This window comes from Mycobacterium sp. 48b (genome assembly GCF_048282725.1).
Lineage (GTDB): Bacteria > Actinomycetota > Actinomycetes > Mycobacteriales > Mycobacteriaceae > Mycobacterium.
The window spans coordinates 5,522,283-5,547,257 of sequence record NZ_JBLVUL010000001.1 but is presented as its reverse complement, the minus strand read 5'-3'; the positions used below and the strand labels follow the sequence as shown (position 1 = coordinate 5,547,257).

At 66.5% G+C, this 24,975-nt stretch carries 23 protein-coding genes; 13 read left to right on the top strand and 10 right to left on the bottom strand.

The window, feature by feature from the left end; all coding sequences use genetic code 11:
• Window positions 1-214: 214 nt before the first annotated feature.
• Window positions 215-1,711: a potassium/proton antiporter gene (locus ACNQR1_RS27060; protein ID WP_418048695.1), complete on the bottom strand. Its 1,497-nt coding sequence runs from the start codon at window positions 1,709-1,711 to the stop codon at window positions 215-217.
• A 79-nt stretch (window positions 1,712-1,790) separates the two neighbouring features.
• On the opposite strand from ACNQR1_RS27060, the gene ACNQR1_RS27055 reads away from it, so the two are divergent.
• Window positions 1,791-2,483 carry a potassium channel family protein gene (locus ACNQR1_RS27055; RefSeq protein WP_065516173.1) on the top strand — a complete coding sequence of 231 codons (693 nt, stop codon included), beginning with the start codon at window positions 1,791-1,793 and terminating at the stop codon, window positions 2,481-2,483.
• Between the two features lie 18 nt (window positions 2,484-2,501).
• On the opposite strand, the gene ACNQR1_RS27050 is transcribed toward ACNQR1_RS27055, so the two are convergent.
• Window positions 2,502-3,782, bottom strand: a complete 1,281-nt coding sequence (locus tag ACNQR1_RS27050; RefSeq protein ID WP_418048694.1) for a DUF222 domain-containing protein — start codon at window positions 3,780-3,782, stop codon at window positions 2,502-2,504.
• A gap of 58 nt (window positions 3,783-3,840) precedes the next feature.
• Here ACNQR1_RS27050 and ACNQR1_RS27045 point away from each other — a divergent pair, with 58 nt between their 5' ends.
• Window positions 3,841-4,131, top strand: coding sequence for a hypothetical protein (locus ACNQR1_RS27045; protein WP_418048693.1), 291 nt, complete (start codon window positions 3,841-3,843; stop codon window positions 4,129-4,131).
• A gap of 3 nt (window positions 4,132-4,134) precedes the next feature.
• On the opposite strand, the gene ACNQR1_RS27040 is transcribed toward ACNQR1_RS27045, so the two are convergent.
• The 3 genes from ACNQR1_RS27040 to ACNQR1_RS27030 all read right to left on the bottom strand — a co-directional run bounded on the left by ACNQR1_RS27040 (window position 4,135) and on the right by ACNQR1_RS27030 (window position 7,421).
• Window positions 4,135-5,517, bottom strand: a complete 1,383-nt coding sequence (locus ACNQR1_RS27040; RefSeq protein ID WP_418048692.1) for an NtaA/DmoA family FMN-dependent monooxygenase — start codon at window positions 5,515-5,517, stop codon at window positions 4,135-4,137.
• An 18-nt stretch (window positions 5,518-5,535) separates the two neighbouring features.
• On the bottom strand, window positions 5,536-6,696 hold the full coding sequence (locus tag ACNQR1_RS27035; protein WP_418048691.1) for an LLM class flavin-dependent oxidoreductase: 1,161 nt from the start codon (window positions 6,694-6,696) through the stop codon (window positions 5,536-5,538).
• Between the two features lie 212 nt (window positions 6,697-6,908).
• Window positions 6,909-7,421, bottom strand: coding sequence for a YkgB family protein (locus ACNQR1_RS27030; protein WP_418048690.1), 513 nt, complete (start codon window positions 7,419-7,421; stop codon window positions 6,909-6,911).
• Window positions 7,422-7,669: 248 nt separating this feature from the next.
• On the opposite strand from ACNQR1_RS27030, the gene ACNQR1_RS27025 reads away from it, so the two are divergent.
• Window positions 7,670-8,269, top strand: a complete 600-nt coding sequence (locus ACNQR1_RS27025) for a TMEM175 family protein (RefSeq protein WP_418048689.1) — start codon at window positions 7,670-7,672, stop codon at window positions 8,267-8,269.
• A 39-nt stretch (window positions 8,270-8,308) separates the two neighbouring features.
• Here ACNQR1_RS27025 and ACNQR1_RS27020 read toward each other — a convergent pair whose 3' ends face one another.
• Window positions 8,309-9,988, bottom strand: coding sequence for an MOSC domain-containing protein (locus tag ACNQR1_RS27020; protein ID WP_418048688.1), 1,680 nt, complete (start codon window positions 9,986-9,988; stop codon window positions 8,309-8,311).
• A gap of 210 nt (window positions 9,989-10,198) precedes the next feature.
• On the opposite strand from ACNQR1_RS27020, the gene ACNQR1_RS27015 reads away from it, so the two are divergent.
• The 4 genes from ACNQR1_RS27015 (at window position 10,199) to ACNQR1_RS27000 (ending at window position 14,508) form a co-directional block, all read left to right on the top strand.
• Window positions 10,199-11,545, top strand: a complete 1,347-nt coding sequence (locus ACNQR1_RS27015; RefSeq protein ID WP_418048687.1) for a TetR/AcrR family transcriptional regulator — start codon at window positions 10,199-10,201, stop codon at window positions 11,543-11,545.
• 153 nt (window positions 11,546-11,698) lie between these two features.
• Window positions 11,699-12,574 carry a DUF427 domain-containing protein gene (locus ACNQR1_RS27010; RefSeq protein ID WP_418048686.1) on the top strand — a complete coding sequence of 292 codons (876 nt, stop codon included), beginning with the start codon at window positions 11,699-11,701 and terminating at the stop codon, window positions 12,572-12,574.
• Between the two features lie 2 nt (window positions 12,575-12,576).
• Window positions 12,577-13,026 (top strand): VOC family protein, encoded by a 450-nt coding sequence (locus ACNQR1_RS27005; RefSeq protein WP_418050526.1) that lies wholly within the window; start codon window positions 12,577-12,579, stop codon window positions 13,024-13,026.
• A 30-nt stretch (window positions 13,027-13,056) separates the two neighbouring features.
• Complete coding sequence (locus ACNQR1_RS27000; RefSeq protein WP_418050525.1) at window positions 13,057-14,508, top strand: dihydrolipoyl dehydrogenase family protein; 1,452 nt, start codon at window positions 13,057-13,059, stop codon at window positions 14,506-14,508.
• On the opposite strand, the gene ACNQR1_RS26995 is transcribed toward ACNQR1_RS27000, so the two are convergent.
• Window positions 14,500-15,018, bottom strand: coding sequence for a methyltransferase family protein (locus tag ACNQR1_RS26995; RefSeq protein ID WP_418048685.1), 519 nt, complete (start codon window positions 15,016-15,018; stop codon window positions 14,500-14,502). The two genes, ACNQR1_RS27000 and ACNQR1_RS26995, sit on opposite strands and share 9 nt — an antisense overlap.
• 89 nt (window positions 15,019-15,107) lie before the next feature.
• Between ACNQR1_RS26995 and ACNQR1_RS26990 the strand changes: the two genes are divergently transcribed.
• Window positions 15,108-15,707 (top strand): TetR family transcriptional regulator, encoded by a 600-nt coding sequence (locus tag ACNQR1_RS26990; RefSeq protein WP_418048684.1) that lies wholly within the window; start codon window positions 15,108-15,110, stop codon window positions 15,705-15,707.
• Here the strand turns inward: ACNQR1_RS26990 and ACNQR1_RS26985 are convergent.
• Genes ACNQR1_RS26985 through ACNQR1_RS26975 form a run of 3 tightly spaced genes read right to left on the bottom strand, consistent with a single transcriptional unit; the run spans window position 15,683 to window position 18,160 of the window.
• The gene (locus ACNQR1_RS26985; RefSeq protein ID WP_418048683.1) at window positions 15,683-16,336 is read right to left on the bottom strand and encodes a nucleotidyltransferase domain-containing protein; all 654 of its coding nucleotides are present in this window, start codon (window positions 16,334-16,336) and stop codon (window positions 15,683-15,685) included. The genes ACNQR1_RS26990 and ACNQR1_RS26985 overlap by 25 nt on opposite strands.
• Window positions 16,329-17,135, bottom strand: a complete 807-nt coding sequence (locus tag ACNQR1_RS26980; RefSeq protein ID WP_418048682.1) for a Fic/DOC family protein — start codon at window positions 17,133-17,135, stop codon at window positions 16,329-16,331. Before ACNQR1_RS26980 ends, ACNQR1_RS26985 begins: the two co-directional genes overlap by 8 nt.
• A complete protein-coding gene (locus tag ACNQR1_RS26975; RefSeq protein ID WP_418048681.1) occupies window positions 17,129-18,160 on the bottom strand; it encodes a putative nucleotidyltransferase substrate binding domain-containing protein in 1,032 nt (343 codons plus the stop codon). The genes ACNQR1_RS26980 and ACNQR1_RS26975 overlap by 7 nt, the downstream gene beginning before the upstream one ends.
• 172 nt (window positions 18,161-18,332) lie before the next feature.
• On the opposite strand from ACNQR1_RS26975, the gene ACNQR1_RS26970 reads away from it, so the two are divergent.
• From ACNQR1_RS26970 to atzF, 5 genes are read left to right on the top strand one after another with little or no spacing between them, the layout of a single operon-like run.
• Window positions 18,333-19,874, top strand: coding sequence for an amino acid permease (locus ACNQR1_RS26970; RefSeq protein ID WP_418048680.1), 1,542 nt, complete (start codon window positions 18,333-18,335; stop codon window positions 19,872-19,874).
• 1 nt (window position 19,875) lies between these two features.
• On the top strand, window positions 19,876-20,703 hold the full coding sequence (locus ACNQR1_RS26965; protein ID WP_418048679.1) for an urea amidolyase associated protein UAAP1: 828 nt from the start codon (window positions 19,876-19,878) through the stop codon (window positions 20,701-20,703).
• Window positions 20,700-21,320, top strand: coding sequence for an urea amidolyase associated protein UAAP2 (locus tag ACNQR1_RS26960; protein WP_418048678.1), 621 nt, complete (start codon window positions 20,700-20,702; stop codon window positions 21,318-21,320). Before ACNQR1_RS26965 ends, ACNQR1_RS26960 begins: the two co-directional genes overlap by 4 nt.
• Window positions 21,317-23,311, top strand: coding sequence for a 5-oxoprolinase/urea amidolyase family protein (locus ACNQR1_RS26955; RefSeq protein WP_418048677.1), 1,995 nt, complete (start codon window positions 21,317-21,319; stop codon window positions 23,309-23,311). Before ACNQR1_RS26960 ends, ACNQR1_RS26955 begins: the two co-directional genes overlap by 4 nt.
• Window positions 23,308-24,969 (top strand): allophanate hydrolase, encoded by a 1,662-nt coding sequence (atzF, locus tag ACNQR1_RS26950; RefSeq protein ID WP_418048676.1) that lies wholly within the window; start codon window positions 23,308-23,310, stop codon window positions 24,967-24,969. Before ACNQR1_RS26955 ends, atzF begins: the two co-directional genes overlap by 4 nt.
• Window positions 24,970-24,975 lie beyond the last annotated feature (6 nt).

Sequence of the window (24,975 nt, the reverse complement as noted above, 5' to 3'; positions counted from 1 at the left end):
ACTCCGCGCGGCGACTCAGCGCGGCAAGCAGGCACAGTTGATCCACGCGTCATTGCGTGAAAAGTATTGTCAGAACGTGCAATTGGAAGCGCCGGAGGTGTGCCCCGTGCGGGCGCGGCGACGGCCACGTTCTACATCGACGGCAACTCTACCCCTGGGGGAGGGTTGCATTTCAAATCGGCGAGCACGGATGTGCTCGATGCCACACCCGGTATCAGTCTTCGAGCCCGTATTCGTCGAACCAGTAGGCCAACTTTCCGCGCCGGCTCACCGCGCGCAGCCGGGCCTCGGCCGCCGTCCGTGTCTTGCTGGTGGTGACGATGAGCAGTTCGTCGCCGACGGCGATACGGGTGTCCGGTAGCGGGACGAACGTGCGGCCGTTGCGGATGATCAGCGTGATCACCGCCGGATCGGGCAGCCGCAGTTCGAGGATCGTCACGTTGTGCAATCGGGAATGGGGTTGCACGGTCATGGTCAGCAGCTCGGCGTCGAGCACGTCCAGCGGTGCGGCTTCGACCTGGATTTCGCGGGTGATGTCGCGGGTGATCAGCCCGAGCGCGTTGGCCACGAATTTGATGCTGGGCGCCTGTATCAGGGTGAAGATCACCACGAGGACGAACACGATGTTGAGCAGCCGGTAACTGTCCGGCACGCCGGCGACGATCGGGAACGTGGCCAGCACGATCGGCACCGCACCGCGTAACCCGGCCCAGGACAGGAAGAGCTGTTCGCGCAGCGGGATCCGGAATCCGGCCAGCGACAGCACCACCGACACGGGTCGGGCGATCAGAAGCAGCACCAGCCCGATGACGATCGCAGGGATGACGTCGCCTGCCAGATCGTGCGGGTTCACCAGCAACCCGAGGAGCACGAACAGCCCGATCTGGGCCAGCCAGCCGACCCCCTCGGCGAAGGAACGGGTGGCCGACTTGTGCGGCAGACCCGAGTTGGCGAGGACCACCGCGGACAGGTACGCGGCGATGAAGCCACTAGCGTGGGCGCTGCCCGCTGCGGCGAACGCGATGAAACCCAGCCCGAAGGTCGCGATCGGGTAGAGACCCGAGGCGGGCAGCGCGATGCGGCGTAAGGCGAACGCGCCGGCGAAACCGACGGCCAAGCCCAGCAGGGCGCCGGTGATCAGCTCGTAGAACAGATCGGTGATCGCGCCTTCGGGGTGGAACACGAACGGCACCACGCTGAACGTCAGCACGAGGATGACCGCGGGCGCGTCGTTGAAACCGGACTCCGCCTCCAGCAGCCCGGCCAGCCGGCGGGGCAGCGGCAGGATCCGCAGCACCGAGAACACCGCGGCCGCGTCGGTGGAGGAGACGATCGCCCCGAGCAGCAGCGCGAGTTGCCAGTCCATGCCCAGTAGCAGATGCGCACCGACGGCGGTGATCGCGGTGCTGATGAGCACGCCGACCGTGGCCAGTACGCCTGCCGGTGCCAGCACGCCGCGGATATCAGAGAAACGTGTGGTCAGACCACCCTCGACGAGCACGATCGCCAGTGCTGTGGTGCAGACGTTGCGGGCAAGTTCGACGTTGTTGAAGTCCAGCCCGATCCCGTCGACGCCCAGCACCATGCCGACCAGCAGGAAGAACAGGAGGCTGGGGAACCCGATCCGGGTCGCCACCCGCGTGCCGATGATGCTCGCCAACAGCACGACGCCGCCGGTGAGCAAGGTCAGGTACAGCTGGTTCAGACTCATCGGGAATCAGTTAATCAGGACGAAGGCCCGTGAGTGCGCCGTGCGAATAGGCGAAAATGGTTGGGTGGCGGAACGGAATATGCGAGTAGTGGTCGCCGGTGCCGGCAATGTGGGCCGCTCCGTTGCGCGTGAGTTGCTCGACAACGGCCACAAGGTCCTGCTGATCGAGCAGCTGCACCGCCGATACGAGCCGCACACCGTGCCGGGCGCCGACTGGCTGCTCGCCGACGCCTGCGAACTCTCCGCGATGGAGGAGGCCGGCATCGAAACGTGTGACGTACTGATCGCGGCTACCGGTGACGACAAGTCCAATCTCGTGGTCGGGTTGCTGGCCAAGTCGGAATTCGGCGTGCCGCGGGTGGTGGCCCGCATCAACGACATCCGAAACCAGTGGTTGTTCGGACAGGACTGGGGCATCGACGTCGCGGTGTCGACGCCGGGTTCCCTGGTGGCCGGCATCGAGGGTGCCATCGACGTCGGGCACCTGGTGCGATTGATGACGCTGCGCGGGGGGCGGGTGGAGCTGACCAAACTCACACTGCCCGAAGACAACCCCGTCGTCGGTCAGCGGGTGGACCGATTGGACCTGCCGGTCGATACCGCGCTGGTCACTGTCGTTCGCGGCAACAAGGTGCGCTTTCCCAAGCCCGACGACGTGCTCGAAGCCGGCGACGAGTTGCTGTTCACCGCCAATCGCACCTCGGAGAATTCGCTGCTGGCCGCCATCCACGGCGGGGAGTTCCTCAGGGAAGTGGTGTCGGACGAACCGTGAAGCGTGGTGCTCGCGCGGCTAATTGATTGCCGGTGGTGGCTGGGGTTGGAAGGGTGGGTACCACCACCAGTGGGCGCGTTCCCCGGTCGGGCCGGGGCACGGCGCGACATCGGGTGGGGGTGTCGTCGGAGGACGGGCCAACGATCCGCCGTGCAGCGGTCTGCCGGCAGTGTCGGTGACCACCAGCCGGTTGGCGGGTCCGGTGATGGTGATGAGGCGGCGGTGGTGCAGCCGGTGGTGATACGGGCAGACCAGCACCAGGTTGTCCAGTTCGGTGGGTCCGCCGTCTTCCCAATGGATGATGTGGTGGGCGTGCAGACCGCGGGTTGCCCCGCAACCGGGCACCACGCAGCAGCGGTTGCGATGCTCCAAAGCCCGGCGTAGCCGGCGGTTGATCTGCCGGGTGGTGCGCCCGGCGCCGATCACCTGACCGTGCCGTTCAAACCAGGTTTCGTACGTAGCGTCGCACAGCAGCTCACGTCGTTCGTCCTCGGTCAGCACCGGGCCCAGATGCAGTGCGGCGACCGGTTTGTCGCCGCCGGTGTCGAGGTTGACGTGTACCACCACGGTGGTGTGCTGTCCATGCGGGCGCCGCGCCGCCTCCACATCCCAGCCGGTCTCGATGACACTCATGAACGCATCCACACCGTTCGGGAACGGCGGCGCCTGAACATCGTCCGCATCATCGGACTCGGTGTCGTGATCGCGTTTCCAATCCGCGACCAACCCATCGTGATGGGCCTGGCGGGCCGCGTCGAACCTGGCGGCCTCCAACCGGGTCAACCGGATCCGGTAGGTGGTGTACGCGCCGTCCTCGGTCTTGGTGATCGACCGCCCAGGGTCGGGACCCGGCACCGGCTCGTGGTCTGGTTCGGGGCGCGGTTCCAGCTTGACCGCGGTACGCAGCTGAGTGACCGTCGCGACCGCGGCCAGCTCCGCGTAGTGCTCATCGGATCCGTCGGCGGCTTTCTCGGCGATCACCCCGACCTGATCCAGCGACAGCCGGCCTTCCCGCATCCCTTGCGCACACCGGGGGAACTCGTCGAGCCGCCGCGCGATCGCCACCACCACCTCGGCGTTGCGCGGGGTCACACCGGTCTTCCAGGCCACCAGCGCCTCCATCGATCGGACGCCGGTGGCACCACATAATTCGTCACGGTCCATCTCGGCGACGATCTCCACGATGCGACCGTCGATCGCATTGCGCTGACCGATCAGCTCCGATACCTCGGCGAACAACCCCTCCAGACGCTGCGCAGGACTCTCCGCAACATCGAAAGTGGCTGCGGTGGAAGGCATGACCCCATCATCGCAGAGGGGTACGACAAGTTCTGGATCAAGCTTTAGTCTGCTACCCATGGACGCCGAAGACGCCGAACCGGAACGCCGGCTGGTCATCAGGGTCAACTCGAACGCCAAGATGTCCCGCGGCAAGGCCGCGGCGCACGCGGTGCATGCCGCGCTGAAGCTCTACGGCATCGAGTACGACCACCCGGTCATCGTGATCGGCGGCAAGCCCGATGAGATTCTGGCGCAGACGGTGCATGTGCGCGATGCGGGACGCACCGAGCTGGAGCCCGGCACGCTGACCGCAGGGGCGAGCTGGGAGTACAAGGACCGCTCCGAAGCCGACGAGACAGACGGGTAGGCGCTATCCCGTTGCTGCCGCATGCTCCCCGTGCCCGGGCAGCGCGGGCAGCGCCAAGCCCAGATGCTCGCGCAGGGTCGTTCCCTCGTAATCGGTGCGGAAAACGCCGCGTTCCTGCAGCAGCGGGACGACGCGGTCGACGAAGGGGTCGAGCCCGTCCGGGGTGACGTGGGGGACCAGGATGAATCCGTCACTGGCGTCGGATTGCACCAGATGGTCGATGGATTCGGCGATCGTGGCGGCCGAGCCGACGAAGTTCTGCCGCCCGGTGACTTCGATGATGAGCTCGCGGGTGGTCAGGTTCTCGGCCTCGGCCCTGGCGCGCCATTCGTGGGCGACGGCGACCGGGTCGCGGTGAATCCGCACGCTGGCCCGGCCCTTGGCGATGGTGTTCTCGCCGACCAGCGGGTCGATGCTGGGCAGCGGTCCGTCCGGGTCGTGATCGGAAAGGTCGCGGTTCCACAGCTGTTCGAGGAACTTGATCGCGGTCGCGGGGGAGACCTGGGCCAGGCGTACCTCGTGGGCCAGGTCGGCGGCCTCGTCGTCGGTGTCCCCGAGGACGAAGGTGGCCGCGGGCAGGATCAGCAACTGGTCGTGGCGGCGGCCGTATTTGGCCAGGCGGCCCTTGACGTCGGCATAGAACTTCTGGCCGTCCTCCAGCGTCCCGTATCGCGAGAAGATGGCATCGGCGGCTGCTGCGGCGAACTCGCGCCCGCGGTCGGAGTCTCCGGCTTGGAAGATCACCGGGCGACCCTGTGGGCTGCGGGGCACGTTGAACCGGCCGCTGATGTCGAAATGATCATTGCGGTAGGCGAACTGGCCGGCGGCCGGATCGGACAGGAAGAGGCCGCGGTCCTTGTCGGCAACGACTTCGTCGCCGCGCCAGGAGTCGAACAGGGTATGGGCGGCGGCCAGGAAGCTCTCGGCCCGTTCATAGCGCTGGTTCTCGGGCAGAAAGCCGCCCCGGCGGAAGTTCTCGCCGGTGAAGGCATCCCATGAGGTGACGACGTTCCAGGCGGCCCGGCCTTCGGACAGATGGTCCAGCGAGGCGAATTGCCGCGCCACCTCATAGGGTTCGTTGAACGTCGAGTTGATGGTGCCGGTCAGTCCGAGCCGGTCGGTCACCGCGGCCAGCGCCGCGAGCACCGTGAAGGTGTCCGGGCGCCCGACGACGTCGAGGTCGTAGATCTGGCCGCCTTGTTCGCGCAGGCGTAGCCCCTCGGCCAGGAACAGGAAGTCGAACTTGCCGCGTTCAGCGGTCTGCGCGAAGCGGACGAAAGAATCGAATTCGATGTGGCTGCCGGATTCGGGATCGCTCCACACCGTGGTGTTGTTGACGCCGGGGAAGTGCGCGGCCAGATGAATCTGCTTGACGGGCTTGCTCATGGGCGTGTCCTGTCGATGTCAGACGGTTGAGTAGCGGTTGGCGGGGCGCGCGAGCCCGAGCAGGCCACGCAGCGTGGATGCTTCGTAGGACTTGCGGAACAGGCCGCGGCGCTGCAGCTCGGGGACCAGCACGTCGGTGACCTGTTGCAGGTCGTGCGGGAGGGACGCCGGACGCAGCCGGAAACCGGAAGCACCGGCGGTGTGCCAGGCCGCCAACACATCGGCCAATTGGCCCGGGGTGCCGACGAAAATCTCGGCATCACTGCGGTATTCGGCGCCGGCCAGCTCGTCGAGGCGGGCGCGTCGCCCCTGTGCGGCTTCGGGTGTGTCATCGAGGAAGACCACCAGGTCGGCGAATACCCGCACCGGCGGCGTGGCGCTGGGGCGGAGCGCGGCGATGGTGTCGACCAGGGCGGTGACCTCGTCGGTGGTGTGCGGGGTGACGAATCCGACGTCGGTGCTGCCTGCGATGAGCTGGTAGGCGGGGTCGACGTGACCGAGGGCTGCCACGATGGGTTGCCCCTGTGGCGGCCGCGGGGTGATCGAGGGTCCTTTCACCGAGAACGTGGCGCCCTCGAAATCGATGTAGTGCAGCTTGTTCCGGTCGATGAACCGTCCACTGGGCACGTCGCGGGTCTCGGCGTCGTCTTCCCAGCTGTCCCACAGCCGACGCAGCACTTCCACGTAATCGGCTGCCTCGCCGAATAATTCGGTGGTGAGCGCGGCGCGGTCCTCGGGCAGTTTGCGTCGGCCGAAGTGGGCGGCGGCATCCCGGCGGGACGACACCTGGACCCGTACCCCGGCCCGGCCGGTGCTCACATAGTCGAGGGTGGCGATGGCCTTGGACGTGTGGAACGGCTCGGTGTGGGTGGTGATGACGGTGGGCACGAGGCCGATGTGACGGGTACGCGGTGCCACGCGGGACGCGATGAGCACGGCGTCGAGGCGGCCGCGCACCTGGTCGGTGCGGTCATCGGGCCGGAACGGGTGATCGGACTGCAGGGTGAGTCCGTCTTCGATCGTGACGAAGTCGAGCAGGCCGTGTTCGGCTTGGCCGACCAGATCGGTCCAGTACCGCGGCGTGAGCGTTTCGCCCGCGCGGGCCAGCGGCTCGCGCCAGGAGGCCGGGTGCCAGCCGGTGCCATCGAGTGCGACGGCGAGGTGCAGTGGGGTGCCCATCGACGGTTCTCACTTTCAGTCGCGGTCTCTGGCGACAACGCGAGCACACACCCGGGTAATCCCGGGTGGGGGACGGTGCGAGCGTCCAACCCAGTCTGACCTGCCTGAAGAGATCTACGCAGGGTGATGCGAAATTGCGATCGGCCGCTCTTGACCGTCGGGCGAACGGCCGGGCGGACAACCTCTCGGCCCGGCCGTTCGGCCACCGCGAGCTACTGCTGAGCTGCGGTTGCTCGCTGACGTGCGGATTTGATGGAGTCGGACAGCGTCCAGAAGGAAAGGCCGAGCAGGGGAATGTCTTTGAGAAGGAACTCGCCGGTCAATGACAACGCGGGAAACCCGCCGCCCTTGGGTTCGGTGACACCGGGAGTGGTGAACAGAAAGCTGACAGTGGCGAGGAACAGCAGTATCGCCAACAGGCTGCCGGCTATCGACAGTTTCGGTGCGATCGGCTTGATCGCGATGAGTATGGCCGCGGTCAGCTCAAATACGCCGAGCAGCGCAGAGAACGGGTAGACCGGAAGAAAGTTGTACAGCCAACCCATGAACGGGCTGTGGGCAACCAAGGGCTGGATCTGATGAGCCTCGAAGTCCGCGAACTTGAGGGCGCCGATCCACCCGATGACCACTACGAGGCCGTACCGGCCAAGGATCGCCGCGATTGTGTCGATCGTCGAAATATGGACTGCATCAAGTAGTTTCGTTCGGTTTGCCGATGTCGTCATGGTGATTCCCTTGCTAGTTGGCCGTGCCGATGGGTGTTGCGGATCAACGCAACTCAAAATGGGTTGCGCAACCCAATATAACCATTGGGGCGGAGAAGGCGTGGCGGTCCTGGTGCGGCCCATGTCGAAGAATGCGTCCGCACGCGGCGTCGGTGGGCGCTTTTCGGTGAATTATTGGGTTAAGTGACCCAATCGGGCTATGATTGGGCATCGCAGGGTCCGGGTGAGCGGAGGGTGCCGCGTTGACTGTGCAGCGATCACGACCGGAGCGGGTGGCCTTGTTCTCCGATGCCGTGTTCGCGGTGCTCATCACCATCCTGGTGCTGGAGTTGAAACCCCCGTCCGCGGACACTTTCGGAGCGCTGCTGACGCTGTGGCCCACGGCGCTGAGCTATGCGGTCAGCTACCTGTTCATCGCGATTGTCTGGATGAACCATCACCATCTGTTGAGCTATGCGCAGTCAACGACGCCTCGGCTGGTCTGGTCCAATTTCCTACACCTGTTCGCGGTGTCGTTGATTCCGTTCAGCACGGAGTGGATCGCGGATACTCAGCTGGCGTCGGCCCCCGTCACCCTTTACGCGCTGATCTTTGTCGTCGTCAACTTGACCTATGTGGCGTTGTGTTGGGAGGCCGTAGACCAACCGTCGCACGAGGGGGCCTCCGCCAGGCTGCGGCGCCTACTGCGCATGCGTTCAGTGGTCACGATCGGGGTATTCGGCGCTTCCGCTGTGGTGGCGGTCTGGTTCCCGGCAACGGCGATGATCCTGATCTGCGCCTGCCTGGTCCTTTATCTGCGTCCTGACCCGGTGCGGGCAGAGGGGCGGCAGGCGGTCGACCGAGCGTGAGACCGATCCTCGTGGGTCACTGGGACTGCCCTGGCGGTTCTACAGGTCCAAGACCAGATCACTGGCGGGCGCAGCGCAGCAGATGAGGGCCGACCCGGGTGCGGGTGGATCAAGTGGATCGGTCACGTAATCGAAGTTGCCGGTGATCACCTCGGTCACGCAGAGATGGCATACGCCGCTCCGGCAGGAGTACCGCGTAGGGACGTCGCACGCCTCGGCCAGTTCCAACACGGTGCGGTGTCGCGGCGACCAGGGCACAGTCAGCCCTGAGCGGGCGAAGGTCACCGCGACGCCGCTTCCGGGTTCGCCGGCTGGAGGGTGCGGGCGGCGTGCCTGCTCTGTCGGCAGGGATCCCGGATTCACCGCCTGCCGGGCACCGAACAATTCGGAGTGGATGCGCGTGATTCCGGCAGCGGTCAGTGCCGCGGCCATGTCTTCCATGAACTTCGACGGTCCGCAGAGGAATGCGGTGGCGTCTACCGGCAACGCGAGCGCGGCGACCTGCACGTCGTCGAGGCGTCCGCCGGGCGCCGCGGTGTAGAAGTCGTGTCGTTCGGCATTCGGCAGTGCCGTCAACAGCGTGGTGATCTCGTCGCGGAACGCGTGCGAGGACTCGTCACGCGTGGTGTGGACCCAGATGACGCGCCGGGAGCTGGACGTGGTCGCCAGGTGATGCAGCATCGCCAGCACTGGCGTGACACCGATACCTGCCGACATCAGGATGAGCGGGCCCGGGGAATCGACAAGGCGGAAATCCCCACGCGGGGCCCCGACGTCCACAGAGGTTCCGATGGTCGCCGTGTGATGGAACCACTGGCTGACGAAGCCGAGAGGCTCTCGCTTCACACTGATTCGGTACCTGTCGGCCGATGGGGCTCCCGATAATGAATAGCTGCGTAGGGCCGGGGGCTGCCCGGGTGCAGCGACGCGGATAGTCACGTACTGGCCGGGCAGCGGAGCAGGGAGGGGGTCCTCCGCCCGCAGCTCGAATGACGCTACATCGCTGGTCTCGCGGCGGATGGCGCCGATGCGCATCGGACGAAAGCCCCGCCAAGCCGATTGGGGTTCGGCGGGGGGATCGGCCGACAGCAGCTCATGGAACGACTGTGCCCATCCAGGGCTCAATGCCGGGATTTCGGCGGCCAGGCGCATGCCGTCTTTGTCGGGATCTGGAAGGTAGAGCATTGCGTCGACCGCCGCGACGGACAATCGGTGACGGCCTTGCCGGGTTTGGACGATGTGATCGCCGGCGCAGACCCGTCCTTCGGTGATGACCCGGAAGTAGAACCCCGGGCGGTGATGGGCTACCAGAAGTCTCGGCATGTCCGCTATTCCGAGGCGCATACCCACCCTGAAACAGGTGACGCGGGGTTGGGTGACCTCGAATTCCGCGTCGCCGATCCGATATCGATCTCCGATGCACACGGTGTCGTCCGGCAGTCCGGACACGGTGAAGTTTTCGCCGAATTGCCCGGGGGACAGGTCATCGCGCCCCAACTCGCGTCGCCAATAGTCATACGACTCGGTCTGGTAGACCATGACCGCCCGGTTCTCGCCGCCGTGACCGTTGAGATCGCCCTGCCCATCGCCGTCGACATTGAGGCGGCGGACCTGAACGGGTCCCTCGACGGGCTCCTTGTAGATCGCGGTATGGATCGTCTTGCCCTGCCACGAAATATCTTTGGGCATTCCGACATTCACAGAGAGCAGCCGCGCCATGCCGCTCCTTCCCGATGCCGTGCTGCGCGCTCGACGGGGGCGCCAGAGGGCCAGGACGGGCGGTGGGCGAGTTTGGGTTTCCTACCCCAATATCGCACCGCGGAAGAGTGGCGTCAATCGCTGGTTGATCAGCCTTGACTGAGCGGTGCTGCGGCGCGCTGACTCAATCGTGAATCTCATAATGTGGGAGGGCGGTAGACTGGTCGGCAAATGTACACCGCAGGCCCTTCCACAGGATTTACGGCCAAGGGCCGTGCTACCCGCGAACGCATTCTGCAGTCCGCCGCGCGGGTCATCCTCGATGATGGTCTATCCGGGCTGAGCCTCGACAAAGTCCGGCAGGCCGCCTCGGTCAGCGGTTCGCAACTCAGCCACTACTACACCGACAAGCAGGCGTTGATCCGGGCGGTGATGGAACGGCAGATGGAGGTCGTGCTCGGGTTTCACCGCCAGCCGGTGCTCGGCGGGCTGGACACCTTCGACGACTTCGAGCGCTGGCTCGACCTCAACATGCGCTACCTGCGCAAGATCGGTTACACCGGAACACCGACCTACCACGCGCTGGCGGGTCAGTTGATGAAGTCCGATGAGCAAACCCGGCGCGCGCTGGCGGCCGGGTATGAACAGTGGATCTCTCAGCTGGAGCAGTCGTTTCGGCGGATGCTGGATCGCGGGGTGCTGGTTACATCGGCGGACCCCAAGGCGCTGGCGATGGTCGTGGTCGCCGGCCATCAGGGCGCGGGCACACTCACCTTCGCCTACCGCCAGGAGTGGCCGCTGAGTGACACGCTCCGGTTTGTCGTCAATTACCTGCGCCTGTTCGCCGCCGATCCCGACGAGCGGGTGGCGCGTCCTCCGCGCCGGCAACGGGACCGGCGGAAGCCGACAATTGTGGCTGACGATGCGTCGCAGCGATTCACAAGCAAGGGCCTTGCGACCAGGGCTCGCATCATCGACGGTGCCGCTGAATTGATGTTCCGCGACGGGGTCGGTGGCACCAGTCTCGATGATGTGCGCCGGGCCGTCGGAGTGAGCGGGTCGCAGATCGCCCACTACTTCACCGACAAGCGGGACCTGACCCGGCAGGTGATCGCGGCACGCGCAGACGATGTCCTTGAGTTTCACAGGCAGCCGGAGTTGTCGGCGCTCGGCAGCCTCGCCGCGATTCGTTCCTGGGCCAAAGCTTGTGAACGCCAACTGGAAACGGTCTACCTCCGCGGTGGATGCATCTACGGCTCATTGACCGGCGAGCTTCTCGAAGACGCTCAAGTCCTTGATGACCTGGCCGCAGGCTACGAGAAGTGGATCGACCTGTTCTGCTCCGGGCTGAGTGCGATGCGCAGTAAGGGCGAACTCGTTGAGCAAGCCGACCCGCATCACCTGGCAGTGGCGCTGGTCGCTGCGCATCAAGGGGGAACCATGCTGGCTTTCGCCACGGGTAGGCCAGAGCCGTTCCGTGCGGTTGTCGGAGCGGCGGTCGACTATGTCGCATCCTTTGGCTCGGTACCCGAGAAGCGTTCACGACGAGTGTCCTCGCGCCGCGCTGCCACGTCCTAGCGACACCGAAATCTGGCCGGTTGCAGGTCGCCCTGGACAAAGTGGGTGACATGACCCAGAATATTGGGGTGTAAGACCCAATGAACGAATATGGTGTCTGCGGGCTGCGATCGGTCGATGCGGACGGTCAACTCGAAGAGCGGGGAAGACTCCATGGGACTGGCTTGGCAACAGGGCCCACTGGCCTCCGGGTCTGTCGGCCAGTTTCTGACTCCGCAACCGTTGCCGGAACGGCTACTGTTCGCTGAGCCGCTGCAACGCCGAATGCGGGTCAAGTTGGGCGACAAGTGGATTGCCGACAGTCAAGACGTCGTGTTGCTGCACGAGCCAGGTCGCTACCCGGTCGCCTACTTTCCGGTGGAGGACCTCAGCCCGGGAGTCCTTGATGCCGAAGGGGTTACCACCGACCACCCTGACCTGGGCCCGGTGGAATGGTTCAGTGCCCAGTCCGCAGATCGCGCAGTCAAACGGGCTGCCTGGCGATTCAGTTCTCTCCCTTCGCACGCCGGTGTGCTCGAGAACCGGTTTGCCTTTGCCTGGCGGGCGATGGATGCGTTCTTCGAAGAGGATGAGCGCGTCGTCGGTCACGCGGCAGATGCGTACCACCGCATCGACATCCGCTCGACGTCCCGGAACCTGATCGTGCGTCACGGTGACCGGGTGATCGCGGAGACGAGCCGGCCCCTGGCGCTGTATGAATCGGGATTCGCGGTCCGCTGGTACGTTCCCCGTGCGGACATCGACGAATCCGCCCTGAAACCTGTTGAGGGGCAGACATTCTGCCCGTACAAGGGGCTGGCCAGCTACTACGACATCGGCGACACGCGCCGGGCGGCATGGTCGTATACGCAGGCATGGACCGAGGTTGCCAGAGTGCGCAACCTCATCTCGTTCGAGCCGGACAAGGTCGATGTCCACCTCGACGGAAGGCAGCTGCAACTGGAGCCCGGACAGAACGTCATGCCGCACGGCGTCGACCGCGGGTTGGACCCCGCAGAGATTCTCGGCCGGTCAGAAGACGAACGGTGACGATCCAGGCCAGGCTCGAAGTCGTCACCGTGCCGGTGTCCGACCCCGACCGGTCGCTGCGGTTCTATCGGGACCAGCTCGGATTCGTACTCGATGTCGACTACGCACCGACGCCTGAATTTCGCGTGGTCCAACTGACGCCGCCCGGGTCAGGCACCTCGATCCAGTTCGGAGTCGGACTGACAGACGCCGTGCCGGGCAGCCAACGCGGCATCTACCTGGTGGTATCGGATATCGAAGGCTATCGGGACGAGCTCACCGGCCGAGGTGTCGCCGTCGGGGATATCCGGCACAAAGACATCGACGGCGGGTGGCGTGGTGCGTTTCTGCCCGGCGTCGATCCGAACCGGTCGGATTACGCCAGCTTGGCGGACCTCGTCGATCCCGACGGTAACTCGTGGGTCCTACAGGAACGTGACCACCCCTCAACGCCTATACACGGAACGGATTGACCATTGACCATCCAGAACTCCGAATCGCACATGCCCGACGCCGGTGCTTATGACGTCATCGTTCTGGGCGCCGGCCCGGTGGGGCAAAACGTCGCTGCGCGGGCCCATGCCGCCGGCCTGACCGTTGCGATCATCGAGCGCGAACTCGTCGGCGGTGAATGCTCTTATTGGGGTTGCGTTCCGAGCAAGGCGCTCTTGCGTCCGGTACTCGCGATCGCCGACGCCCAACGCATAGACGGTGCGCGGGAGGCCGTTTCGGACCCCATCGACGCGAAGGGGGTGTTCGGCCGTCGGGACCGTTACGTGACCGAGTGGAACGACGGTGGCCAGGCCGACACCGTTGCCGCAATGGGCGTCGATCTGATCCGGGGGCACGGACGTCTCGACGGCCCACGCCGTGTCACGGTGGCCGCGTCCGGCCGGGATCTCCGAGTTTTGACGGCCCGCAAGGCGGTGGCGGTGTGTACGGGCAGCGCTGCGGCGCTACCCGACATACCCGGTGTGGCCGAAGCGAAGCCCTGGACGAATCGCAGGGCCACCGACAGCAGTGATGTTCCACCACGGTTGGCGGTGGTCGGTGGTGGGGGAGTCGGAGTGGAGATGGCGACGGCCTGGCGGGGACTCGGTTCCGAAGTCACGCTGTTGGTGCGCACCCCCGGCCTTCTGCCCAAGATGGAGACGTTCGTCGGTGACCATGTCCGTCAGGGCCTTTCGGCTTCCGGGGTGGATGTGCGTACCGAGGTGACGGTCACCGAGCTGCGGCGCGCGTCGCCCGCCGAACCTGTGGAAGTGATCTTGAGTGACGGTGACCGTCTCGTTGTCGACGAGATCCTCTTCGCCACCGGGCGCACGCCAAATACCACCGATATCGGGCTGGAGACGATCGGGCTGTCGCCTGGATCATGGCTCGATGTCGACGACACGTGCACTGTTCGTGGGGTCGAAGGCGACTGGTTGTACGCACTGGGCGATGCAAACCACCGGGCGTTGCTGACGCACCAGGGTAAATATCAGGCGCGCATCGTCGGCAACGTCATCGGCGCACGCGCACAAGGGCTTCCGCTCGACACGTCACCCTGGGGTCCGCATCTCGCCACGGCAGACACCCTCGCGGTGCCGCAGGCATTCTTCACCGATCCCGAAGCCGGCTCGGTGGGACTGACCTACGCGCAGGCTGCCCAGCAGCTACGTCGCGTAACTACCGTCGACGTCAACATCGGTCAAACCGTTCCCGGGGCGAACTTCTACGCGGACGGCTACACCGGACAGGCCCGGCTCGTCGTCGACCTCGAACGCGGAATCCTGGTCGGGGCCAGCTTTGTCGGTCCCGGGGTCGTCGAACTGCTGCACTCGGCCACGATCGCGGTCGCCGGCGAGGTCCCCATCGATCGCCTCTGGCATGCGGTGCCCTGCTTCCCGACCATCAGTGAGGTGTGGCTGCGGCTGCTGGAAGCGCACCGCGACTCCGACCCGTCAGACTGAGGCTCCGGCCCACGGCGTCACCCGCGGAATCCAGCGGGGCACGTGCCGGCGGTAGGCCTCGTACTGTGCGCCGAACCGCCGGACGAGATGCGGTTCCTCGATGGTCGGGATCGCGATGAGGACGATCGTGCAGAACAGCGCGAACCACGCGAACAGCCAGGGTGAGGCCGTGGCGACGGCGGTGCCGAGCTGGATGCAGAACACCGCGGTCATCATCGGATTCCGGACGTGGCGATACGGCCCGCGCAGCACGAGATGGATCGGAGAGCCGATGGCCAGCGTGCCTTCGCCGTCGCGGTCGAAGAGCACCACGGTCCAGATCAGGAACCACAGCCCGAGCGCGATCAGTGCGCCTCCTGTGAGAGTGAGAAGCAGCCCGGCCGGGGTGCCGAGATCGGGCGCTTTCACGTCGGTCCTCCAGATGATCAGGCTCGGAATGAAGACCGTCATGGTGGCCGGCGCGATGAGCACCGAGATCAGGTGTCGCCACCAAAGTCGCCGTTTCGTCATGTCGAGCTCCTTTCTTCAACGTCGGTTGAAGAAAAACGCTACGCCCGGCTCCGGCATAGGTCAACGGGCGTTGAAGTAAGCTTGCGACCATGTCGGAGACCCGGCGCAGCGGCCGGTGGCGCACCGGCCAGCAGAACAAGCAGCGGATCATCGACGCCGCGCGCGAGCACTTCATGCGTGACGGCTACGAACGAGCGACGGTGCGCGGGATCGCCACCGATGCCGGTGTGGACGTCGCGATGGTCTACTACTTCTTCGGCAACAAGGAGGGCTTGTTCAACGCGTCGGTGCTCGACACCCCGCAGCATCCGTTGCACCAGCTCGCGCTGTTGCTCGACGAGGGAACCGAGGACATCGGCGCGCGTCTGGTGCGCGACGTCGTTCAGCGTTGGGATGAGGGCGCATCCTTTGACCCCCTGCTGACGGTGTTCCGGTCTGCGGGCATCCAACCCATGGCGCGCAAGCTCTTACACGATTCTTTGGCCGGGCCGGTGGCCCAACGGGTGGCCAAGGAGTTCGGCGTCGACGATGCCGAGCTTCGAGTCGAGTTGGTGACTGTGCACCTCGTCGGTCTGGCGTTCGCGCGGTATCAGCTCAGGATCGAGCCGATGGCTTCGGCCGGCATCGACGACCTGGTCGCCTGGATGGGGCCGACCGTGCAGCGCTACCTGGCCGATCCGAATCCCTGAGTGGTCAGTAGGGCCAACCAGGGGTGCTGAGGGTAGAGCCGGAGTAGCCAGCCCACGAGTCGTGTTCGCCCTGTGCTTGTCAGGCGTGGTGCTACCCGGCGGAAGTCCTGCTCGTCTTTGGCGGCCGTTCGTTGCGCCTTGAACAGCAGCGCGACTTCCGGTACCAGGTAAGGGATTTCGTCGCGGAAGCTGATCAGTTCCGAATACGGCAATGTGATCGATGGATCGCGTCGGCACACCCATCGGTCTTCGTGGTGCGGTTCACGGAAGACGTCGAGGTGGTACCTGCCGGTGGCCGGGTCGCGGCACCAGGTCTGGTGCAGGTCCGGGTGATCGCACACGTCCGCGTAGGACCACAACCGGCCGGCACCGGCCACGTCCCAATCGAATCCGGCGAGCGCACTGGCGATCTGCGGAAAGTCTCGGCGGGGGACGGCAACCTCGATGTCGGCATGTGGGCGGGGTGGATCACCGAGGTACAGGTCGATCGCCCAGCCGGCGGCCACACACCACGGGGCATCGACCCCGGTCAAACGATCGGCCACCTCGGCCGGCGTCCACGGGTCCCAGAGGTGGTCAGCCTCATCGGCGCTGATCGCTCGGCCGTGCGGGGGAAGGTCATCAGACATCGGCGTCCAATATCCTCTGCGGCTGTAGGCGTCCGCGTAGCACCGCCACGAACGGCCGCGGGTCGGCGCGGCCGTCGCGGCGGAACGGCATCGAGTCCTGGGATGCGCCGACCCACTCGGAACGGGACATGCCGTCGAGGCGTAGCCGGCGCCCGGCGCGGCCGGCGAGCAGGTGCAGCAACAGGGTTCCGGTGCGTCCGTTGCCCTCGCGGAACGGATGGATCTGGTTGTAGTCGGCGTAGATTCGCGCCAGGCGATAGGACAGCGTGCCGTCGTCGATCTCGCTGCCCTCGTCGGCGAGCCTGCCGGTCTCGAGGTGCAGTGCCTCCAGGGCGTGTGGAATGCGGGCGCACGATCCGAACGAACTGTCACCCTTGCGGAGCTCGACGATGCGCAGTTCGCCCGCCCACGCGTACACATCCCCGAACACGTGCTGATGCAGCGACCGGATATCCAGATCCGGGTCCTGGGTGCGGAGGTGGACCTGCAGGATTCGGCCGGCGGTTGCCACGAATTCCAGGTGCGCGAGCACCGCGGCATCCTGCACGCCGAAGTTGTTGCGCAGCACCGATGTTCCCGGGATGAAGTACGGGCGGCGGCGAGCGAACACTCGCCGGCGCGGCGGTGGGGCGTGGGTGGGCAGATGTCGCCCGAGGTACTCGCCGAAGGTCTGCGCGCCGGTGAGCAGGGCGGTCAGGGAGTCGATCTGTTCGGGTGTGGGCCGCCAGCCCTCGAGGCGTTCGGCGGCGATGGTCTGGGCCAGGGCGTGGCGCTCGGCCCCGTCGGGCTCGGTCACCACGTGGCGAACGTCGAGGTCGACGCCAGATAGTCGAGCTTGCGTCGGACCCCGCTGAGTTCACGCCCGATGCTGCGCAACGCGGTGCGGTCCTGTGGCGAGAGTTCTGACAATTCGACTCGCTCCGGGATGCCGGCCGAGTCACCGTCGGCAGCAGGCCAGCGCGCTGCCCGCGCCCGCCAGCGGATGCTGGACCCGATGGCGTGACATTTCGCGAGCACCCGGGCGTCGTCGGCATCGAGGTAGCGGGTGCCGGCTGCCGCAGCGATCCGGTCGGCAGTGGTCAGCGCATCGGATCCACAACTGAGCGCGGCCCAGCGGGCGATGCGGACCACCGGGTCCACGGCGGCGAGCTTGACATCGACACCGCTGTCGCTGGAAGTCAGCACCCGCAGCCGGGACGGGACATAGGCGCGGGCGAAGGTGGAGTCCTGCAGGATCGCCGCCAGTGCGGCCGGTTGCGCCCGCGCTGCGATACCGGCCTGATCGCGGAGATCGGGTCCGCCGCCGAAGGTTGACCCGGCGGGAACGGCATCGGAGAGCAGACCGAGCATCACCACGCCGCGATCGGCAGCCGGGTCGGCGGCCCACCGGCCGATGTCCACCGCCCAGTCCTGGGCTGTGCGGTTGAACCGCACCCGGGAGGCGACCGCACCGTTGTCGTCGGCGCGGAAACCACAACAGGCCAGGAGATCGTGGACGTGCGCAGCCTGGGCCAGGGCAGACTCCGCGGTGACGTCGGCGCCGCGGACCACCAGCGTTTCCAGGTCCGATCCGGGGAGTGCGTCACCGCGGCCGACGCTGCCCGAGGCGTACCAGGCGATGCCGGGGGACACCAGCCGCGCCGCGGTCGACAGCGCGGCGCGGGACACTGCCGACCATGCCTCGGCAACCGAGGCGGCCCCGACGCGGGTGTCGATCACCATCTTCACCGCATCGTGGGCTGCGGCAGCGGCCGTCACCAGCTCGCTCTCGCCGGCCGCCGACGCCAGGAGCCGGTGGGCATCGTCCAACGGAGCCACAACCATGTCGGCGATTGTGACAGGCAAAGGGTTCGGTGAGGTTTCGGCAACGCAATGCTTACCGCTGGCTACATGAACGAAACACGCGGGTGACAGCTCGGACACGCCGGCACGCTTATCTATCAAGTGACAGTTAAGGAGCCGGCGGCACCGCCCCCGAACCTGAGAGAAAACGCCTATGACCAGCAGCGCGACCGAGAGCCCGCGAGATGTGGCCGGCCGTTTCGGCGACCATGACGACCTGGCCGAGTTTGGTTATGACCAGCAGTTGCACCGTCGGCTCGGCAAGTTCGAATCGTTCGCCGCGGGCTTCTCGTTCGTGTCCATTCTGACCACGATCTTCCAGTTGTTCGGCCTCGGGTTCGGCTTCGGCGGTCCCGCCTTCTTCTGGACCTGGCCTGCGGTGTTCCTCGGCCAGTTCCTCGTCGCTCTGTGTTTCGCGGAGCTGGCCGCGCGCTATCCGATTTCAGGGGCCATCTATCAGTGGTCCCGTCGGATGGGCGGCGAGGTGATCGGCTGGTTCGGCGGCTGGTTCATGATCCTGGCCCAGATCGTCACCGCCTCGGCCGCGGCCATCGCGCTGCAGGTGGTGCTGCCGTCGATCTGGTCCGGCTTCCAGGTGATCGGGGAGGACCCGGCGCTGACCTCCCCGAGTGGGGCGGCCAACGCGGTACTGCTCGGCACCGTCCTGCTGGTGCTCACCACCACGATCAACTGCCTTGGCGTCAAATGGATGTCACGCGTCAACAGCGCCGGGGTGATCTGCGAGATCGTCGGTGTCATCGCGGTCATCGGAGTGTTCTTCACCCATGCCCAGCGCGGCCCGCAGGTGGTATTCGACACCGGCCACGCCGGCGGTCAACCCGGCTACGTCTGGGCCTGGATCATGTCGGGATTGATGGCGGCCTATGTCATGGTCGGTTTCGGCTCGGCGGGTGAGCTCGCCGAGGAGACCCGCAATCCGCGTCGCGTCGCGCCCCGCACGATCCGGCTGGCCTTATCGGTCTCGGCTCTCGGCGGCGGATTGATGATCCTGGGCGCCCTGATGGCCGCGCCCAGCCTGACCGACGGACGCCTGGCCACCGAAGGACTCCCGTACGTGCTCGACACGGTGCTGTCATCGCCGTGGGGCACGGTGCTGCTGATCGACGTCTCCATCGCGATCACGATCTGCACCTTGGCAATTCAGACGGCCGCCTCCCGGCTGATGTTCTCGATGGCCCGCGACGGGCGCCTGCCTGCCTCGTCGATCCTGTCCCGGGTCAACAGCCACACCGGCACACCGATCTGGCCTTCGGTACTCATCGGGCTGCTCTGCATCGGGGTGCTTCTGGTCAACGTCGGCAACTCGGCCATCTTCGCGACCCTGGCCAGCGTCTGCATCATCCTGATCTACCTGGCCTACCTGCTGGTGACTGCGCCGCTGCTGTACCGACGGATCAAAGGCTGGCCCGCCCAACGCAACCAGGTCGATGCCGAAGGGCTGCCGCTGTTCTCGCTGGGCAAGTTCGGCATCGTGGTGAATGTCCTGGCCGTGCTCTACGGCGCGGTGATGATCGTCAACCTGGGGTGGCCGCGCGCCGAGATCTTCAACCCCACCGGGGATATGCCCATCCTGCAGTGGGCCGGACCGCTGAGCATCGCGGCCGCCGTCGTCCTGGGCGCGCTGTGTTTCCCCCGCGGCAAGACCCACCCGAACCCCGTCACGATCGGAGCCTGAGATGACTACCGCGACAACCGCCGGTGCCCGCGACCACGCCCGGGCCCAGGCAGGCACCCTGACCGACTCCATGCCGGTCGTGCCGGCATCAGCCTGGCCCACCCCGCCCGACGGCGTTGCGCCCGAACGATTGACCTGGGCAGAAACAGTTCCCGGTGGCCGCTACACCAGCAAGGTGCTGGCCCGCGGGACCCGGTTGCGCCTACGCGATCTGGACGGCACCGGATGCGCCCACCTGCTGCTGTGGCGGGCCGACGCACCCTGGGAGCGGCTCAACGTCGCCGACACCGTGAAAGTGCCCTGGCAGGCATATCTTTCGGCAGGTCACCCGCTGCTGAGCGACCAGGGACGGGTGCTGGCCACGCTGGTGTCGGACACCTCGGGCCACCACGATGCCCTGTGCGGTACCACGACCCTGACCGGCAACACCGCCAAATACGGTGCGGGCGAGGTGGAGTCACCCAGCCCCGCCGGTCGTGAACTGCTCGCGCTGGCCGCCCTCAAGAACGGGCTGAGCCGTCGCGACGTGGCACCGAGCGTGTCGTTCTTCCACGGCGTACGGGTGGAGGCCGACGGCACATTGGTGTCCACCGGGTCGGCCGGTGTGGGTACGGCCGTCGAACTGGTCACCCACCTGCCGCTGATCGTGGCGGTCGCCAACACCGCCCACCCACTCGATCCGGCACCGCAGTTCACCGTTGGCTCGGTCGAAGTACTGGCCTGGTCGGCACCCGGCGACCTGGCCGAGATCGGCGCCTCGGTCAGTGAGCGTGACCCCGAATACCAACGCGCGTACCTGAATTCCGAAGATGTCTGGAGTGCCCGATGACCGTCACCGCCACCCACACCGTTGTCGACGAGATTGTCGCGCCCCGCGCCCCATGGTCGAAGGTCGTGCGCGCGGGGGACGTGCTCACCATCGTCGACCTGCACGGCAACCAGGCAGTAGACACCCTGTTCTACGGAGCGGCCGACCACACCGTGCGCTACAGCGCCCCGGCCACGATCGCCGCGCAGGGCAACATTTTCCTGACCACCGGATCGGTGCTGCGCGACAGCGACGGCGCACCGATGCTGACCATCGTCGACGACGAGGTCGGCAACCATGACACCCTCGGCGGGGCCTGCTCGCAGGAATCGAACACGCTGCGCTACGGGCACCACACCAAACACCAGCACGCCTGCGTGGAGAACTTCATCGGCGAGGGCGCCCGGTGGGGCCTGACGAAGGCCGACATCGTCAGCAACATCAACTTCTTCATGAACGTCCCGGTGGACCCCGACGGCTCCCTCGGCATCGTCGACGGCCTGTCCGCTCCGGGCAAAACCGTGTCGCTTCGTGCCGAGATCGACACCCTGGTGCTGGTGTCGAACTGCCCGCAGATCAACAACCCGTGCAACGGATTCGACCCCACCGCGGTGCGGATGGTCGTGACGCGGCCATGACCACCATGGAAGTGATCCGGCCCGGTATGGCCACCACGGTCCAGGATTGGCCGGGGCGGACCGGGTACTGGCAGATCGGGGTGCCGCCGTCGGGACCGATGGACGATGTGTCCTTCCGGCTGGCCAACATCGCGGTCGGCAATCCGGAAGGCGCGCCCGGCCTGGAGGCCACGATGGGCGGTCCGGCGTTACGGTTCGACACCGACACCTGGGTATGCGTCACCGGTGCGCCTGCGCCGGTGAGTATCGACGGGACGCGGGTCGCGCAGTGGGCGCCCGTCCTCGTCGCGGCCGGTCAGGTCCTGGACGTGGGAATGGTCGACGGTCCGGGCCTGCGGATCTACATCGCGTTCGCGGGCGGCCTGCGAGCCGACGAATACCTGGGCAGCGCATCGACATTCACCCTGGGCCGGTTCGGCGGCCACGAGGGCCGGGCGCTGGCCGTGGGGGACAAGCTGGAAACTCTCGATGCCACGAGCACTACCCGGCGGCGCATCCTGTTCGAGGAGCAGCCCGCCATCAGCAGCCACTGGCACATCGCGGTGACCGTCGGACCGCACTCCGCGCCGGAGTTCTTCACGCGCAACGACATCGACACACTGCTCAACCACGACTACGAGGTGCACTTCAACTCCGACCGCACCGGTGTCCGGTTGATCGGTCCGAAGCCGGAATGGGCCCGCCCCGACGGTGGGGAAGCCGGACTGCATCCGTCGAACATCCACGACAACGCCTATTCGGTGGGTTCGCTCGACTTCACCGGGGACACCCCGATCCTGCTCGGCCCGGATGGTCCGAGCCTCGGCGGTTTCGTCTGCCCGGTCACCGTCACCGCGGCCGACCGCTGGAAACTGGGTCAACTCGCCCCCGGCGCCACCATCCGGTTCGTTCCGGTGCGGGCGTCGGCGGCGCCCGCGCCGGCCTCGGTCGGTCCTGCCCGGCGCGCCTCCATTCCGGCGGTGTTCTCCGCCGGTGGTGACGAGGACGACGGAATCATCTCCCGCACAACCTCATCGGATGGCAGCACGGCCGTCACCTACCGGCGGATCGGGGACGACAACGTCCTGGTCGAGTACGGCGAGATGCGACTGGACCTGGCGTTGCGGGCCCGTGCCCACGCCCTGCACCACGCGCTGGAGCAGCACCGGCCGGACGGATTGATCGACCTCACGCCCGGGATCCGTTCGCTGCAGGTCAAGGTGGACCCGGGCCGGCTTCCGCAGGCCAAGTTGGTGCCACTGCTGGCCGAACTCGAAGCGTCATTGCCCGCCGCGCAGGATCTCGTGGTGCCCAGTCGTACCGTGCGGTTGCCGCTGAGCTGGGACGACCCGTCGACCCGGGAAGCGATCGAACGTTACATGCACGGCGTGCGCGCCGATGCGCCGTGGTGCCCGTGGAACATCGAGTTCATCCGGCGGATGAACGGCCTGGCTTCGGTCGACGACGTGCACCGAATCGTCTATGACGCCGAGTATCTGGTGCTCGGTCTCGGCGACGTCTACCTGGGGGCGCCCGTCGCCACCCCGCTAGATCCGCGGCACCGGTTGGTGACGACCAAGTACAACCCGGCGCGGACCTGGACCCCGGAGAATGCCGTGGGTATCGGTGGGGCTTACCTGTGCATCTACGGGATGGAGGGGCCGGGCGGGTACCAGTTCGTCGGCCGCACCACGCAGATCTGGAACCATCGGCACCCTCTGGTAGCTCAAGGCTTCGACCCCGAACACCCCTGGCTGTTGCGATTTTTCGACCGCATCCAGTGGTATCCGGTGTCCGCCGAGGAACTACTGGACCTGCGCGCCGACATGGCCGCCGGACGCGGCCGCGTCGAGATCACCGACGGAACATTCTCACTGGCCGAGCATGAGCAGTTCCTGGCCGCCAATGCCGAGGACATCGCGACTACCCGCGCGGCGATGGAAGCAGCCCGGGGTGAGGAGCGCGAGCGTTGGGCGGCGGCAGGAGAATTCGCACGAAAGGAGTCTGCGTGACCCGCATTGCCGAGATCTACCGGAATATCACCGACAGCGGACGCGACGAGGTGTTCATCCACCTGCGCCCGCAGGCCGAGGTGGAGGACGAACACCGCACCGCGCTCGCCGGCGACGGCCCACTGGCAGGGTTGGTGCTCGCGGTCAAGGACAACGTCGACGTGGCAGGGATACCGACCACTGCGGCATGCCCAGATTTCAGTTATATTCCCGATGCCGACGCACCGGCGGTGACCGCTCTCAAGGCCGCCGGTGCTGTCGTCATCGGGAAGACCAATCTCGACCAGTTCGCCACGGGCTTGGTGGGGACACGCAGTCCCTATGGGGCCGTGCGGGATTCCCGTCGACCGGACTACATCTCCGGCGGATCGAGTTCGGGGTCTGCGGTGGCGGCCGCGCTCGGCTTCGCCGATATCGCCATCGGTACCGACACGGCGGGGTCGGGTCGCGTTCCGGCCGGGCTGCAGGGCATCGTCGGAATCAAGGCCACGGTTGGCCTGGTGTCCACCGATGGTGTCGTTCCGGCCTGTGCGAGCTATGACTGCGTCACGATCTTCGCCGCTGACCTGGCGACCGCCCAGTCCGCGATGGCAGTGATGAGTGCCGCTGCACCGCAACGGCAGTGGCCGGCCGACGTTCCCTTCGCGGCCCCGGTGAGTCCCAGAATCGCGATCCCGGACACATTGGCCGGGCTCGACGACGAGTGGCAGGCCGCGTTCGACGCTGCCGTCCGCCAGGCGAAGGCTGCCGGATTCGACACGGTCCCGATCCCGATGGATGACTTCTTCGCCGCGGCGGGCCTTCTGTACAACGGTGCATTGGTTGCCGAAAGATGGGATGCGGTAGGGGAGTTCGTCAGCGAGGTCGGCCCCGATGCGAGGCTCGACCCGACCGTGGCGTCGATCATCACCGCAGCCGGGACGCATTCGGCGGTAGACCTGCTGCGGGACCGGCGCCGGGTCGACGAGCTACGACGCAAGGCACTGGCCCAGCTCGATGGCTGTCACGCGCTCATGGTGCCGACCGCACCCGAGCACCCACGGATCGACGAGGTCGCGGTCGACCCGATCGCGGTGAACTCCCGGATGGGCCGCTACACCAACTTCTGCAACCTCTTCGACATGTGCGCGATCGCTGTCCCCGCCGGCACGGTGTCCGACGGTGCCCAGTTCGGAATCACCTTGCTGGCACCGGGATTCCATGACGGCGTGATTGCCGATCTGGCAGCCCGTTTCCTCGATGTTCCGTCGGCAGGGACCTGGCCGGAGTCCGGTGGCGCGCCGCTGACCGAACTGGCGGTGTTCGGTGCCCACCTGCGCGGACAGCCGTTGGAACATCAGCTCACCGGCCGCGGTGCCCGCTGGGCCGGTCCGATCACGACCGCCCCGCACTACCGCCTGTATGCGCTCGACACAGTTCCGCCGAAGCCGGGCCTGACCCGTGTCGCCGAAGGTGGGGCACCGATCGTGGGTGAGCGATGGCTGTTGTCCCCGGCCGCGTTGGGCGAGTTCCTCGCTGAGTTACCCGCGCCGATGTTGCTCGGGAAGGTGGAGCTCGACGACGGCCGCTGGATCACCGGATTCGGTTGTGACCACATCGCTCCGACACAAGGCCGTGACATCACCGAGTACCGGGGTTGGTTGGCCGCGATGGCTTGAGCCGGA